The following is a 15,621-nucleotide window of genomic DNA, read 5'->3' on the forward strand; positions in this document are numbered from 1 at the left end:
GTTCATCGCTAGCTATGTAATGTTATGTAAAGTAGGTTGAGCAAAATTTGCCAAAGTGCTTGAATTAACCTCATAAATAGCAGTAATTTAGGTTTAATTATGATTTGGCAATGCAAGCCAACCCTATTGGCAATTAGTGTGATGCTGCTTAGCGGCTGTGCGAGTGATTTAAACTCGTCGCAGCGCATGCAAGCGCCTAATAATATGCCTCAGCAATGGCAGCAAGAAGCATCAAGCTCAGTATTAAAAGTACAAGAGCAATGGCTTACGCAATTACAAAACCCTACGCTTAACAAATTTGTACAACAAGCACTTAAAAACAACCAACAGCTTTTGCAAACGAGTTATGATGTTGAAATTCAAAAGCAGCAACTTATAGTCTCGGGCGCTGCACTTTGGCCAAGCCTCGACTTATCAACACGTACAAGCCGTAGTAAAGACAACCGCCCTGTAAGTTACGACAACGCAAGCTCCGTAAGTTTAAATTTAACTTACGAGGTTGATTTATGGGGTAAGCTCTCTGACGCTAAGCGCGAAGCTAATCTTAACTATTTAGCGCAACTGGCACGATTTGAGCAAGCTAAACAGCAACTCGTTGCTGATGTAGTAACAGGCTGGTTCGATGTGGTTACGGCGCAGCAATTACTGGATTTATTTAAGCGTCGTGAAGCCAATGCACAACAAAATCTAGATATTATTGAGTCTGGCTATCGCCAAGGTATAAACGAAGCGCTCGATGTGTATTTAGCGCGTAATGAGCTTAATAATGAACGCTCTCGCATTGCCACTCAAACAGCGAGTTTATCGGCATCAGCACGTGTACTTGAGCGTTTACTTGGTGAATACCCAAAAGGCGCTATTACTGCTAGTAGTGACTTACCTGTTATTAATACCGATATTCCTCTAGGATTACCTTCTGAGCTTATAACGCGAAAACCTACTCTACGTGCAAGTTGGTATGAGCTTTTAGCAGCCGATGCATCATTGGCATATGCGCATAAACAACGCTTTCCAAGTTTAGATTTAACAGCTTCATTAAGTGATAGTACAGACCGAGTAAGCGACTTTTTTTCTCCATCAAGCCTTGCATGGTCTTTATTAGGTAGTATTTCAGCGCCACTTTTTGAAGGAGGGCGCTTAAAAGCCAACGAAGAAATAGCGCGACTTAATACTCAAAAGCAAGAGCAGCTTTATTTACAAACGCTTTATGACGCGTTTGGCGATGTTGAAAATGCAATTTCGCAGCAGCAGTCCCTCAAAGCTCAATATACAAGCACATTAGAGGCACAAGAAAACGCACTAGCTGCAGAGCAATTGTCGTTTGAGCAGTATCAAAGTGGCTTGGTGACTTATACAACTGTGCTTGATGCCCAAGACCGTTCTTTTGACGCGCAAAGCTCCTTAATCGATATTAAAAACCAATTAATAGCCAATAGAATTAACTTACACATTGCCCTTGGTGGTGATTTTGCAAAGCCCTCAAGTGAACTAAAGAGCAATAACGATGAAAACTAAAACAGCAAAAATTATTATTCCAGCGGTGGTTATAGTTGCCACTATTTTAATTGTTATGTTTATTAAAAATAACACGCCTGAGGCTAAACGCTTTGGGACACCTCCTAAGGCATCAATAAGTGTGGCTGCGCTTGAGCTAAAACCACAAAATTATCAAGTGATGATAGACAGCTACGGTACGGTAAAACCACGTACACAAAGTTTGTTAGTGGCTCAGGCATCTGGGCAAATAATTGAAGTAAGTGATGACTTTAGAGAAGGCGGTTTTTTTGAAAAAGGCGATGTACTTTTAAAACTAGACGACAGAGATCATCAGGTTGAAGTTAAATCTGCTCAAGCCAATTTATTAACCGCAGAGCAAGGTTTGCTAGAAGAGAAGGCGCGTGGGCAACAAGCTATTACCGATTGGAAGCGCCTTGGCGGCTCAAATCAGGCAAGCAGCTTAGTACTACGTGAGCCACAACTAGCAGCCGCTGAAGCGGAGGTTTTATCGGCGCAGGCAGCACTTGAAAAAGCGATGCTTGATTTAGAGCGCACTAAAGTAACGGCGCCATATGCGGGGCGTATACTCAGCCGTAGTGTTGATTTAGGGCAAGTTGTTACTAACAACACACAGCTAGCCACCATTTACGCAATCGATAGCGTTGAGATTCGCCTACCAATTAAAAATAAAGATCTCCCATTTGTAAATTTACCAGAGCAGTATCGCGATGGTGCTAAAAACCAAGCGGGTTCAATTGTTAAATTTACTTCTGACTTAGTAGGTGAGCAAACGTGGCAAGGTCAATTAGCACGCACAGAAGGTGCTATAGATGAAGGCGCACAGCAGCTTTATGTAGTTGCTAAAATTAATGACCCGTATAAAGCAACAGCAAATAACCAGTACCCAATAAAAATTGGGCAGTATATAAAAGCGCAAATTACCGGCAGAACAGTATCTAACGCACTTATAATTCCTAACAGTACAATTTATCAAGGAACGTACGTTTACATTGTTGAAGGTGGCGTACTTAAGCGCAAAGACATCACACTAGCTTGGCAAAATGCGACTCAGGCGATGATAAAAACCGGTTTAAACGCAAATGATAAGCTTGTTATTACGCCGCTTGGTCAAGTAAGTTCAGGAACTCAAGTAAGTATTTTAGGTGAACAAAGTGCAGATCAACCTAAAAGCCGTGGAGCGAATGGGCAAGGTAAAGGAAAGCGCCCTACAGCTGAGCAGCTTGAACAAAAAGCAAAAGAGCTTGGTATTAGTGTTGAAGAGTTAAAAAAACGCCGTCCAGCAAAGCAAGGAGATAAGCCATGATAGCTTGGTTTGCCAAAAACCATGTTGCAGCTAACTTATTGCTAGTAACGTTGCTGCTGTCGGGGCTTTTTAGTTTATCGACTAAAATACCGCTTGAAGTATTCCCTTCATTCGAAACCGACATGATAAGCGTGAACGTAAGTTTGCGTGGCTCAACACCAGAGGATGTAGAGCAAGGCGTAACAATTCGTATAGAAGAAGCCGTACAAGATTTAGAAGGTATTAAGCAAATATTTAGCCGCTCTTCTGAAGGCTCTGGCTCTGTAACAATAGAAGTTGAAACGGGCTACGACCCGCGTGAGCTTTTAGCCGATATTAAAAGTCGTGTAGATGCAATTAACACCTTTCCAGCCGATGCTGAAAAGCCAATAGTCGCGCTTGCGGAGCGAATTCGCGAAGTTATCGCGGTTACTGTATCGAGTGATTACGGCGAAAAAGAAACCCGTGAATATGCAGAAACAGTACGCGATCAAATTCTACGCTTACCAAATGTGACGCAGGTAGAGCTAAGTGGTGTTCGTGATTACGAAATAGCCATTGAAGTAAGCCAAGACGTTCTTCGCCAGTACGATTTAAGTTTGGCACAAATATCGAGTGCCATTGCTAATTCAAGCTCTGATATTTCTGCTGGTAACTTAAAAACTGAAGGTGGGGACGTACTTATAAGCTCTAAAGGGCAAGCATATCGTAAAGATGAATTTGCCAATATTGTTGTTAAAAACCAAGCTGACGGCACGATTATTCGTTTAGGCGATATTGCAATAATTAAAGACGATTTTGAAGAAACCCCAGTACGTACTCGCTTTAATGGTAAGCAGGCTGCATTTATCGACGTATATCGAATTGGTCCGCAAAGTGCGATTACTGTTGCTGACGAAGTTAAAAATTACATAAAAGAGCAACAAAGCTCCCTTCCACAAGGATTTGAACTAAGTTACTGGGATGATGATTCGGAGCTGGTTAAAAGTCGAATTGCCACACTAACGACCAATGCCCTACAAGGCGGTATTTTAGTACTTGCTTTACTTACTTTGTTTTTACGACCTGCAATTGCATTTTGGGTATTTATTGGTATTCCGGTATCGTTTATGGGGGCGTTTATAGCGATGCCTATATTTGGCGTAACCCTTAATATCATGAGTTTATTTGGCTTTATATTAGTACTGGGAATTGTTGTTGATGACGCCATAGTTACTGGCGAAAATGTCTATACCCATTTAAAAACAGCTAAGTCGGGCGAGCAAGCTGCAATTTTAGGTACTCAAGAAGTCGCAACACCAGTAACATTTGGTGTATTAACTACCGTTGCTGCCTTTTTACCTTTGGCCTTTATTGAAGGGGCACGCGGTGCCTTGTTTGCACAAATACCGGTAGTGGTTATTCCAGTATTATTGTTTTCATTGATTGAATCTAAATTTGTACTACCCGCACATTTAAAATATATAAAACTACGCCACGAAAAAGGCGAACCTTCAAAGTTTGATGTTATTCAACAGCGTTTTGCAGATGGATTTGAAAACGCGATTTTAAAATATTACCAACCAACTTTGAATTTAGCACTGCGCCATAAATTGGCTTCGGTAAGTTTGTTTGTTGGTGTGTTTATAATAATTTTAACCATGATCACTAGCGGTTGGACTAAGTTTGTATTTTTCCCGCGTATACCAAGCGAAACAGTCCGCGTTAACTTAACACTACCAACAGGTACGCCTTTTGAAGTCACTAATAAATACGTAATTGATATGTCGCAAAAGGCGCAGCAATTACAAGAAAAATACCGCGACCCAGATACAGGTGAAAGCGTTATTTTAAATATATTAGCCACAACAGGTGGGCGCGGTGGTGTATCTAATTCAGGCTCTGTACGCTTTGAAATAACACCGGCTGAAAAGCGTGAATCAGACATAGGATCAAGAGAGCTTGCCAGCGAATGGCGCGATTTAATTGGTGTCATTCCAGGTGCTGAAAGCTTAACGTTTAGAGCCGAAATTGGCCGAAGTTCTGACCCAATTGATGTTCAGCTTAGCGGGACTTCATTGACTATTTTACAAGACGTGGCAGATCACATTAAAACCCGTTTATCGACCTACCCAACGGTATTTGATATTGCCGATAGCATGTCTGATGGTAAAGAAGAGTTACAAATAGAGCTTACGCAGCAAGGCTTAGCGCTGGGTTTAAATAGAGTTAATGTTGCAGGGCAAGTGCGTAACTCGTTCTTTGGCTCGCAAGTACAGCGTATTCAGCGCGGACGTGATGATGTTCGTGTAATGGTACGCTTGCCTATTGAAGAGCGTCGCTCTGTAGCCGATTTACAAAATATACTTATAAATACACCAGCTGGTGGCTCGGTGCCGTTATCGCATGTTGCAACTCTTACCGCAGGGCAGAGCCCGTCAACTATTAACCGAATAGACCGCTACCGTACTTTAAATGTAACAGCGGATATCGAAAAAAATAACACCAACATGATCATACTTCAGGCTGACCTAACGGAGTATTTAGATGAGTTAATGCAACAATATCCTGGAGTAGATTATAAACTAGAAGGTGAGGCTAAAGAGCAGCGAGAGTCGTTTGGGTCATTGGCTTGGGCGCTTGTGTTTGTATTTTTCATAATTTATGCGCTATTAGCAATACCGCTTAAATCTTACTTACAGCCAATTATAGTAATGAGTGTAATTCCATTTGGCATGATAGGTGCTGTAGTCGGGCATTGGATTATGGGCATGGATTTAACCATTATGAGCTTGCTTGGTATGCTCGCTTTAACTGGGGTGGTAGTAAATGACTCCCTTGTACTAGTTGATTTTATCAATAAAAAGCGCAGTGAAGGCGGCAAATTACTAGATGCGGTTAAAATTGCAGGTGCATCGCGTTTTCGCCCTGTAATGCTAACTAGTTTAACGACCTTTATTGGCTTAATGCCGTTATTATTTGAAAAAGCGACTCAGGCGCAGTTTTTAATACCTATGGCGGTAAGTCTAGGGTTTGGGATTATTTTTGCGACCTTTATTACTTTATTGTTAGTGCCAATAAACTACATGATGATGGAGCGCTTTCAAGGTTGGTTTAAGTAAATAAGCGTAAGCATTTAAAATTTAGCTGTAAGTAAGAAATTGCTTGCAGCTTTTTTTTGCCAAAAATTATAAAAATAATGTACGAAGGTATAGCAAAAAAATGAATAAGTAATAAGAGGGAGTATAAAAACAAGAAGGTGTTCCCCAAGATACGGTACCCGGTTTCAGTCCTGAAACCAGAAGGTTTCAGGGCGGAAATCTGCGGTTTACCGTAGGCTTCTCGGTACATGCCGAGCTTGCACAATAGTAGACGAACAGAAATCCTGGTATAAAATTTATCGGCTCAGGGACTTAACCAAGCTCCGGTACCCCAGGGAACAATTTAAGTATATAAGACATAATCCAATCCTTAAACCCCAAACGTAAAAAATTAAACCGTTCGCTTAGTTTTCCCGCACCTTTAACTCGCCATTTACTTTATCGCATGGTTTTTGAGCTTGATCATACAATTAATTGGAGTTGCTTTTTATCGAGTGGTAGCATTGCCTTAACTTGCAAAGCGAAGATTCGATTATGAACGATTTACCCGATTACGAAAAAGCTCAACTGCTTTTAGAAAAAAACGAAATATTTGTATCACCTGCTGAAGCGCATGGTGTAATTAGTGGTTTACTTGCGTGTGGTTTAACCATTGACGACAAAGAATACTTAGGCCTTTTAAGCGATGTGTTTAACGATGGTGAATCGTTTAGTAACGATTTAAAGCAGTTTTTTGGCACTATTTATAAGCAAGTAGTTGCGAGCTTTAATGATGATGAATTTCAGTTTGATTTATTTTTACCAAGCGACGATGAAACACTCATCGATCAGGCTAATGGTCTCGTATCATGGGTAGCAGGCTTTATGCTTGGTTTTGGCTTAAAGCAAAAGGATTACGGTAAACTATCGAGCGATGTTAAAGAAGTTATTACTGACTTTAGCGAAATCACTCGCTTAGATACCACTTTTGAAGAAACCGAAGAAGACAGCCAAGCGCTGCACGAAGTGATTGAATATGTGCGCGTATCAGCACTACTTTGTTTTGCAGAGCTTGGTAAAGAGCAAAACACGCAAAGTACTAAAAAAACACTTCATTAGTTTAAAAAGTTAAACGGGTTGGTTAATAATGGTTGAAGTACAAAAGTCAGAATTTAAAGCACGCCGCGAGCGTTTACTTGCGCAAATGGATAAAAATAGCGTTGCTATTATCCCTGCTGCGAGCGAAGTTACGCGCAGCCGCGATACCGAATATGCATTTAGACAAGATAGCGACTTTTTCTATTTAACAGGCTTTAACGAACCCGACGCTGTACTTGTACTATGTAACAACAGCGATGCACCGAGTACTTTATTTTGCTTAGATAAAGACAAGCTTGCCGAAATTTGGCATGGCCGCAGGGTTGGCTTTGATAAAGCTAAAAGTGACTACTTGTTTGATGAAGCTTACCCGCTAAGTGAATTAAACGATAAGCTACTCGATATACTAAATGAAAAAGATGCGATTTATTTTGCACAAGGTGCTTATCCTTCATTTGATACTAAAGTGTTTTCGTTACTAGGTACACTTCGAAGTGGCTCACGAAAAGGCCTTAAAGCACCGAGTACTTTAAAAGAAATACGCGGCCTTATTCATGAAATGCGTTTGTTTAAATCGCCAAGCGAGATAGATGTTATGCGAGAAGGCTGTGAAATTAGTGCGCGAGGGCACATGCGCGCTATGCGTTTTTCACACCCCGGAGCTACTGAATTTCAGCTAGAGGCAGAGCTGCATCATCATTATGCCATGAATGGTGCGCCGCACCCGGCGTACGGCACAATTGTTGGTAGTGGCGACAACGCCAATATTTTACATTACACGCAAAATAGCGACGTATTAAAAAATGGCGACCTGGTACTTATAGACTCCGGTTGCGAGCTACAAGGTTACGCCGCCGATATCACCCGTACTTTTCCAGTAAATGGACAATTTAGCGAAGAGCAAGCCGCGCTTTATAATATTGTTCTTAAAGCGCAAGAAGTTGCTTTTGATGAAGTAAAACCCGGCGGGTTTATGTCGCACGCTAATAAACGTGCAATGGAAGTAATGACCCAAGGTTTACTTGATTTAGGTATTTTAACCGGCGACTTTGATGAGCTAATGGCAAAAGGGGCATGTAAAGAATATTACATGCACGGGCTTGGACATTGGCTTGGTTTAGATGTACATGATGTTGGCGATTACAAAGTAAATAACGTTGAGCGTGCATTTGAGCCCGGTATGGTACTCACCATAGAGCCTGGGCTTTATATAAGCGAAGACTCAAGCGCACCGCAAAAATACAAAGGCATTGGTATTCGTATCGAAGATAACTTGCTAGTTACCGAAACCGGCCATGAAAACTTGACCCTAAGCGTACCTAAAAAAATTAGCGATATAGAAGCACTTATGCAAAGTGCTAAAAACGTATAAAGCTCGGAGAGTAAAGTGGCTAAGCAGTTTGATGTAGTTATTATTGGCGGTGGTTTAGCAGGAGCAAGCTGCGCATTAAGTGTGGCTAAAACTAATCCCGCGTTAAATATTGCCGTTGTAGAAGCTAATCAAGTAACCGGCGACTACCACCCAAGCTTTGACGACAGAAGCATTGCACTTGCTCAGCAATCGGTAGAGTATTTACAAAGCCTCAATTTATTTGAGCAAAATGCCCCTTACACCGCAGCAATCAAAAAAGTGAGCGTGTCTGATAGAGGCCACTTTGGCAAAGCGCACATTAATTGCGACGAATTTGCTAAGCCCTCACTTGGTTACGTAGTAGAAGTAAATCCATTTGGCCGAGCGCTTCACCTGCGTTTAACGCAGTCAAATATTACGCTTTTGTGCCCCGATAGCGTAACTGCCATTGAGCAAACTCTGCATAGCAATACACTCACCCTACAAAGCGGCGAGCAATTAAACGCAGCGCTATTGGTTATTGCTGATGGCGCACAATCACCAACACGTAGTTTACTTGGGCTTGGTTTTAATACCCAGCCTTATGAACAAGGCGCTATTATTGCTAATGTAGAAGTGGCTGGTGGGCATAATAATCATGCCTTTGAGCGCTTTACACAAAACGGGCCTATGGCGTTATTACCCATGAGCAATAACCGTTATTCGTTAGTATGGTGTATGCGTCAAGAGCAGGTTGAACAGCACATGGCACTTAATGAACAAGACTTTATAAGTGCACTGCAAAGCGCGTTTGGTTATCGCGGTGGGCAATTTACTAAAGTAGGCATGCGCACGAGTTACCCGCTCGTTTACGGGCAAGTTGAGTCTTTAATTGCGCACCGTACAGTGGTTATTGGTAATGCTGCACATGCTATTCATCCTATTGCAGGGCAAGGTTTTAATTTAGGCCTTCGCGACGTGCAAGTACTTAGTAATTTAATAACAAACAGCCAACACGATTTAGGCAGCTATGCGTTTACACGTGAATATTCAAAAAAGCGCTGTGATGATATAAAAATCGTAATGAGTTTAACCGATGCACTTGTTAGGCTTTTTTCAAACTCATCGCGAGTGCTCGCATTGGGGCGCAGTATTGGGTTGTTTTCGATGGATTTATTTCCCGCATTAAAAGCGCCATTAGCCAAACAGTTAATGGGGCAAGTTAAACAAGGTAGGCGTTTATGAAGCAAGCACAGGTTTGTATTGTAGGTGGTGGCTGCGTAGGGTTGACACTGGCACTTGGATTGGCAAAAGCCGATATAAGCGTCGTTGTACTCGACGGCGCACCAACACAAGCGTTGCCAACTGACGAATATGGTTTGCGCGTAAGTGCGCTAAGCATTGCAAGTCAAACCTTGCTTGAGCAATTAAACGTATGGCCCGAAATTATCGCACAGCGAGCGTGCGCTTATACGCATATGGATGTACGTGATGCCGACAGTTTTGGCAAAATAGCGTTTGATAACGAACAACTTGAGCTTGAACATTTAGGCCATATTGTTGAAAACGACATTATCCGCTACGCGCTTATAAAAGAGCTAGAGCAACAACCAAGTGCCACGATAATGTTTGATACGCAGTATCAGCAAATACATCAAAGCGAATCTGATGTATTTATAACGCTTAAAAGCGGCGAGCCAATTATTGCAAAACTGCTGGTGGCGGCTGATGGTGCAAATTCAGCTATACGTAAACAATTTAATATGGCGCTGAGCTTTAAAGATTACGGCCATCATGCGCTAGTTGCGACTGTTAAAACTAAAGAGCCGCACGCAAATACCGCACGCCAAGTGTTTTTACCAACCGGGCCACTGGCATTTTTGCCTCTGAGCGATGCAAATACGCATTCAATAGTATGGTCTACAAGCCCAAACCACTGCGATGAGCTGCTTGCAATGGACGACAGCAGCTTTAATAAAGCCGTTATGGCTGCAATAGATGGTCAATGCGGTTTGTGTGAAGTGCAAAGTAAGCGCGTGGCTTTCCCACTTAAAATGCGCTACGCCCAGCAATGGGTTTCAGGCAAAGTGGTACTCATTGGCGATGCTGCACATACAATCCATCCACTTGCAGGGCTTGGTATGAACCTAGGCCTAAAAGATGCGGCTTATTTAATTGAGCTTTTAACAAGTGATAGCAAGGAGTTTGCAAGCACGCGCACACTTCGCGATTACGAACGTACCCGTAAGCTCGACGCACAAAAACACATAGCCATGATGCAAGGGCTAAAAGAGTTATTTGAAGGGGCTAATCCGTTTAAAAAGCTTATTCGCGGAGTAGGGTTGTCGCTAGTTGATAACCTAGGGCCAATAAAACACTTGTTCGCCAAAGAAGCGATAGGAAAGTAAAAACATCGACAATAAGTTTTGTAAAGAACGATGCTTAATTTAAGAGCGCCTTTTTTAATGTTTATATTGAGTTAAATTAAGTGCTTCTTATTTTTTGAAATTCATCCAAACTAAACACTTGAATTCAAGACGATTAATTACCAAACCTCGAATTTTATAAGCGCCAAGTTAAACATACCGCTGAAAATTTAACCTCAAAAAATAAACATGCCTTATACCAATCCGCAATAATACTTAATCAATTTGAGGGATTAAATCTGACACTAACTGTGTTAAAATTTTCTGATATAGAACAACTAATTTGCCTTATAATCGACAAGGTTTTCTTGCCCCAAAATAGACCACTTAATTAATCGAGTTGGTATTATTGATAACTATAAAAATAATGAACTGCGCTTAAAGTTAACTTAAAAAGCAAAAAAGAGGATTTAATGGCAAATTTAATAGAACTAACAACTAAAAATAACACCGCTATACTCACCATGAATACCGCTGAAAACCGTCATAATCCAGTGTTTTTGGCTGAGTTTAATTTACACCTAGACCACATTGAAGCAGATCAAAATATTAAGTCAGTTATTTTAACGTCTTCGAGTGATAAAAATTGGTCATTGGGTATCGACCTTCAATGGATGTCTAATCCAAGTATTTTACCTGCAGCAATTTCTGACTTTATGGTGCAAATAGGCGATTTATTTAAACGCATCGTTACTTTTCCTATGCCTATTATTGCTGCGTTAAACGGGCATACCTATGGTAATGGTGCTGTACTTGCGTGTGCGTGCGACTTTAGATTTATGAAATCAGACAAAGGCTTTTTTTGTTTTCCTGAAGTGGATGTAATGGTGCCGTTTGTTCCGTCGATGTTTCCTATAATTAATAAAGCAATTTCGCAAACATTCTTTAATCGTCTAGCTATGTCAGGAGAGCGGGTTGGTGCAGAGCAGCTGCTAGAGAACAAAGTAGTTGAAGCTGTGTTTGCAAATAATGACGAACTACAAGCGGGTGCACTTGAGTTTGCCCAGCAGTTTAATAAAAACCGTTGGATTTACGCTCAAAATAAAACACAAATGAATAAGCAGATTTTACTTACGATGAAAGAAGAAGACCCAAGCTTTATTGATAATATAAGTAAACTGCTGTGGAAAAACCTACAAAAAAAATAGTATAGATTTTAGCATTGCTACGAGATGACTAAACACTTTGCAGTTAAGGGATCGTTAAGCCCCATTGCGCTAGATTTTTAAACTATACACCAAGGTAAAAGTGCTTTCTTAAAAGTTTAATAGCTTTTACCTGTCTCATTATAACTATATGGGTTAAAATACCTACATAACCAACTAACAAGATAGTGAATGTCAAACCAAGATCCAAATCTCAGTCGAGAACAAGAAAAGTACGAAAACCCAGTCCCTAGTCGTGAGTTTATACTTACTCACCTTCAAGAGCGTTCAAAGCCTGCTAACTACGCGCAATTATGTGAAGAACTAGCAGTAAACGATGACGAACGCCAAATAGCATTTAAACGCCGCCTTCGCGCTATGGAGCGTGACGGACAGCTGTATTTCAATAAATTTAAATGCTACGCCCTAATTGACGAAGCCGGTTTAACCAAAGGCAAAGTAATAGGCCACAGAGACGGTTTCGGCTTTTTAGAAGTTGAAGGCGAGAGTAAAGATTGGTTTATTGCTAAGCACCAAATGAATATGGTGTTACATGGCGACATTGTACTAGCTAAAGGCACTAAACGTGGTTCTGGCTCAAAATGCGATGCACGTATTATAAAAGTGCTTACTAACGAGCGCGCGCCAATTGTTGGCCGTTACTTTGTTGAGCACGGTGTTGCTGTTGTAGTCGCGGAAGACCCGCGCATAACGCAAGATATAATGATTTTACCAGGCAACGAAAACGGTGCCCGCCATAACCAAATGGTGCAGGTTAAAATTACGCAAAATCCAAGCCGTAACATGAACGCGGTAGGTAAAGTTATAGATGTACTTGGTGAGCATTTAGCCCCAGGTATGGAAATTGAAGTTGCACTGCGCAATCACGATATTCCACATGTATGGCCAGAAGAAGTTGAAGCACAAGTTGCTCATCTAGGTGAATTTGTTGAAGAAGCTGACAAACAAGGTCGCGTAGATTTACGTGATTTACCACTTGTAACTATTGATGGCGAAGATGCACGCGACTTTGATGACGCCGTATATTGTGAACCTAAAAAATCAGGTGGCTGGCGCTTATGGGTTGCCATTGCCGATGTATCGCATTACGTAGGAATGAACACGCCGCTTAACAAAGAAGCAATTTTGCGTGGTAACTCAGTGTATTTTCCTGAGCAAGTAATTCCGATGCTACCAAAAGTGCTTTCTAACGGATTATGTTCGCTTAATCCAAAAGTAGATCGCTTATGTATGGTTGCCGAAATGACCGTATCGAGCGCGGGTAAACTTTCGGGTTATAAGTTTTACGAAGCCGTGATGAACTCGCATGCACGTTTAACTTACACCAAAGTAAATGCCATTTTACAAAACGACGAAAAACTACGCGAAGAATACTCAGCCGTTGTGCCACATTTAACTGATTTACAGCAAATGTACATGGCACTTAAAGCAGCACGCCAAGACCGTGGTGCCATTGAGTTTGAAACCCTAGAAACACGTTTTGTATTTAACGCTCAACGTAAAATAGAATCAATAGTGCCTGTTATTCGTAACGACGCGCACAAACTCATTGAAGAATGTATGATTTTAGCCAACGTATCGGCGGCTAAAATTCTTGAAAAGCACGAAGCGAGTGCGCTTTATCGTGTGCATGACGAACCAGACCAAGAAAAGCTAGGTAACTTTACTAAGTTTTTAGGCGAGTTAGGTATTGAAAGTACATTAAGCGACGAACCAACACCAAAAGAAATAACGCAAGTATTAGCGCGACTAGGTGACCGCCCAGAAGCTGAACTTATTCAAACTATGCTACTGCGCTCAATGAAACAAGCTGTATATCAGCCAGATAACATTGGTCACTTTGGTTTAGCGTTATCGGCTTATGCGCACTTTACATCGCCAATACGTCGTTACCCAGATTTAGTAGTACATCGTGCTATTAAAGCAGTAATAAAAGCACAAGGTCAGCAAACGTCTGGCGAATACGCTTATACCGACGACGAAGTTGATCAACTAGGTGAGCAGTGTTCTACAACAGAGCGCCGCGCCGATGATGCAACTCGCGAAGTAGCGGATTGGCTTAAATGTGAGTTTATGCAAGATCACGTAGGTGACGAGTTTAACGGTGTTATTTCATCGGTCACTAACTTTGGTTTGTTTATTCGTTTAGATGATTTACAAATTGATGGGCTTATTCACGTTACTAATTTAGGCGATGAGTTTTTTGCACATGATGCTGCAAAACACACCCTAATAGGTGAGCACTCGCATACTGTTTATCGCCTTGGCGATAAAGTAACAGTTAAAGTTGCATCGGTTAGTTTAGACGATCGCCGTATAAACTTAACGCTTAAAGGCGATGTTGCACAAGACAGATACTCACGTCGTCGTGCACCTAAAAAAGGCTCAGGAAAATCTGAGCATGCGCCAGCAAGTGTGCGTTCGCAATTAAAAGCAGGCAAAGTACCAGGTAAAAAGTCGCACAGCGATGACAAACCAAAAGGTAAAAAAAAGCCAGCAAATAAAGATAAAGGCAAGCCTGCAAATAAGTCTGCAACAAAACCTGCAGATAAAAAAGCAGCAGACACTGCCGTAAAGAAAAAACCGAAGAAAAAGGCCGTTAAAAAGCCTAAAAGAGCAGGCAAAAATGCCCGTAAACGTACTAGCCCAGGAGCAGACAATACGTGAGTAATGAATTAATTTTTGGCTTTCATTCTGTTGAAGCAATTTTAGAAAGCGAACCAGAGCGCTTTGTAGAAATTTATGCCCTTAAAGGTCGTGACGACAAACGCTCAACTCCGATTATTGATGAAGCACGTAAATTTGGTATTTCAGTACAGTTTATGCAGCGCAAAGCCCTTGATAGCAAATCAAAAGGTGAGCAGCATCAAGGTATTATTGCTAACGTAAAAGCAGCGCCAACGTTTAATGAAAAAGATCTTGATGAGATAATCGCTCGTGAAGACACACCGTTTTTACTGGTGCTTGATGGTATTACCGATCCGCATAACTTAGGCGCATGCCTGCGTAGTGCAGACGCTGCTGGTGTTCACGCTATCATTGTACCTAAAGATCGCTCTGCAAAGCTTAACGGCACAGCGCGTAAAGTAGCTTGTGGCGCAGCCGAAACAGTACCGCTTATTCAAGTGACTAACCTCGCGCGTACGCTTCGCGAAATTAAAGATGCAGGCGTATGGGTTGTAGGCACTGCTGGCGAAACTGATAACCACGTATTTGATGCAAGCTTAACAGGCCCAATGGCTATTGTTATGGGTGCAGAGGGCGAGGGCATGCGACGCTTAACGCGTGAGCATTGCGATATGCTTGTTAAAATTCCAATGGCAGGTACAGTTTCAAGCTTAAACGTATCGGTAGCCACGGGTATTTGTTTGTTTGAAGTTTTACGCCAACGTAACGCAAATAACTAATACCTAATAAATAATACCTAATTAAAATTAAGTATTAAAAAAGCCGAGATTGAAATTCAATCTCGGCTTTTTTGTGTCTGTAATTTACGCTTTAACTTTACACCAATTGATGCTCTATTATAGCGATAGGAAAATAGCTCTATAGTAATACCAAGCTGCATAAATCTTTGATCAATTTAACGAATTAAATTGCACTATAACGTCGTTAAAAATTTTTTATTTAGAACAACTAGATACAAAAATTATTGCCTAGTTCTAGTGTAATTTTCTTAACGTTAAATAGACCTCATATATAAGCAGATTGGTATAAGGCAAAAATAACAAAATATAGTGTT

10 protein-coding genes and 1 other RNA gene are annotated in these 15,621 nt (G+C 41.2%); 10 read left to right on the forward strand and 1 reads right to left on the reverse strand.

Annotation, left to right across the window (positions count from 1 at the left end):
* The first annotated feature begins 99 nt into the window (after positions 1-99).
* From LOS73_RS03620 to LOS73_RS03630, 3 genes are read left to right on the forward strand one after another with little or no spacing between them, the layout of a single operon-like run.
* Positions 100-1,515 carry a TolC family protein gene (locus LOS73_RS03620; RefSeq protein ID WP_457934498.1) on the forward strand — a complete coding sequence of 472 codons (1,416 nt, stop codon included), beginning with the start codon at positions 100-102 and terminating at the stop codon, positions 1,513-1,515.
* On the forward strand, positions 1,505-2,821 hold the full coding sequence (locus LOS73_RS03625) for an efflux RND transporter periplasmic adaptor subunit (RefSeq protein WP_457934499.1): 1,317 nt from the start codon (positions 1,505-1,507) through the stop codon (positions 2,819-2,821). The genes LOS73_RS03620 and LOS73_RS03625 overlap by 11 nt, the downstream gene beginning before the upstream one ends.
* Positions 2,818-5,901, forward strand: coding sequence for an efflux RND transporter permease subunit (locus LOS73_RS03630; RefSeq protein ID WP_457934500.1), 3,084 nt, complete (start codon positions 2,818-2,820; stop codon positions 5,899-5,901). Before LOS73_RS03625 ends, LOS73_RS03630 begins: the two co-directional genes overlap by 4 nt.
* Positions 5,902-6,038: 137 nt before the next feature.
* On the opposite strand, the gene ssrS is transcribed toward LOS73_RS03630, so the two are convergent.
* Positions 6,039-6,221, reverse strand: a non-coding RNA gene (gene ssrS / locus LOS73_RS03635) — 6S RNA.
* A gap of 193 nt (positions 6,222-6,414) precedes the next feature.
* Between ssrS and LOS73_RS03640 the strand changes: the two genes are divergently transcribed.
* From LOS73_RS03640 to rlmB, 7 genes are all read left to right on the forward strand, one after another.
* Positions 6,415-6,978 carry a UPF0149 family protein gene (locus LOS73_RS03640; protein WP_007378383.1) on the forward strand — a complete coding sequence of 188 codons (564 nt, stop codon included), beginning with the start codon at positions 6,415-6,417 and terminating at the stop codon, positions 6,976-6,978.
* 28 nt (positions 6,979-7,006) lie between these two features.
* Positions 7,007-8,329, forward strand: coding sequence for a Xaa-Pro aminopeptidase (gene pepP, locus LOS73_RS03645; protein WP_007378382.1), 1,323 nt, complete (start codon positions 7,007-7,009; stop codon positions 8,327-8,329).
* 15 nt (positions 8,330-8,344) lie between these two features.
* Positions 8,345-9,532: a 2-octaprenyl-6-methoxyphenyl hydroxylase gene (ubiH, locus tag LOS73_RS03650; RefSeq protein WP_007378381.1), complete on the forward strand. Its 1,188-nt coding sequence runs from the start codon at positions 8,345-8,347 to the stop codon at positions 9,530-9,532.
* Positions 9,529-10,695 carry an FAD-dependent monooxygenase gene (locus LOS73_RS03655; RefSeq protein WP_457934501.1) on the forward strand — a complete coding sequence of 389 codons (1,167 nt, stop codon included), beginning with the start codon at positions 9,529-9,531 and terminating at the stop codon, positions 10,693-10,695. Before ubiH ends, LOS73_RS03655 begins: the two co-directional genes overlap by 4 nt.
* A gap of 431 nt (positions 10,696-11,126) precedes the next feature.
* Entirely contained in the window at positions 11,127-11,861 is a 735-nt protein-coding gene (locus LOS73_RS03660) for an enoyl-CoA hydratase/isomerase family protein (protein ID WP_457934502.1), read from the forward strand.
* Between the two features lie 189 nt (positions 11,862-12,050).
* Entirely contained in the window at positions 12,051-14,546 is a 2,496-nt protein-coding gene (gene rnr, locus LOS73_RS03665) for a ribonuclease R (protein ID WP_007378378.1), read from the forward strand.
* Positions 14,543-15,286 carry a 23S rRNA (guanosine(2251)-2'-O)-methyltransferase RlmB gene (rlmB, locus tag LOS73_RS03670; protein WP_457934503.1) on the forward strand — a complete coding sequence of 248 codons (744 nt, stop codon included), beginning with the start codon at positions 14,543-14,545 and terminating at the stop codon, positions 15,284-15,286. Before rnr ends, rlmB begins: the two co-directional genes overlap by 4 nt.
* Positions 15,287-15,621 lie beyond the last annotated feature (335 nt).

The sequence above is a fragment of the Pseudoalteromonas sp. SCSIO 43210 genome, from assembly GCF_054133285.1.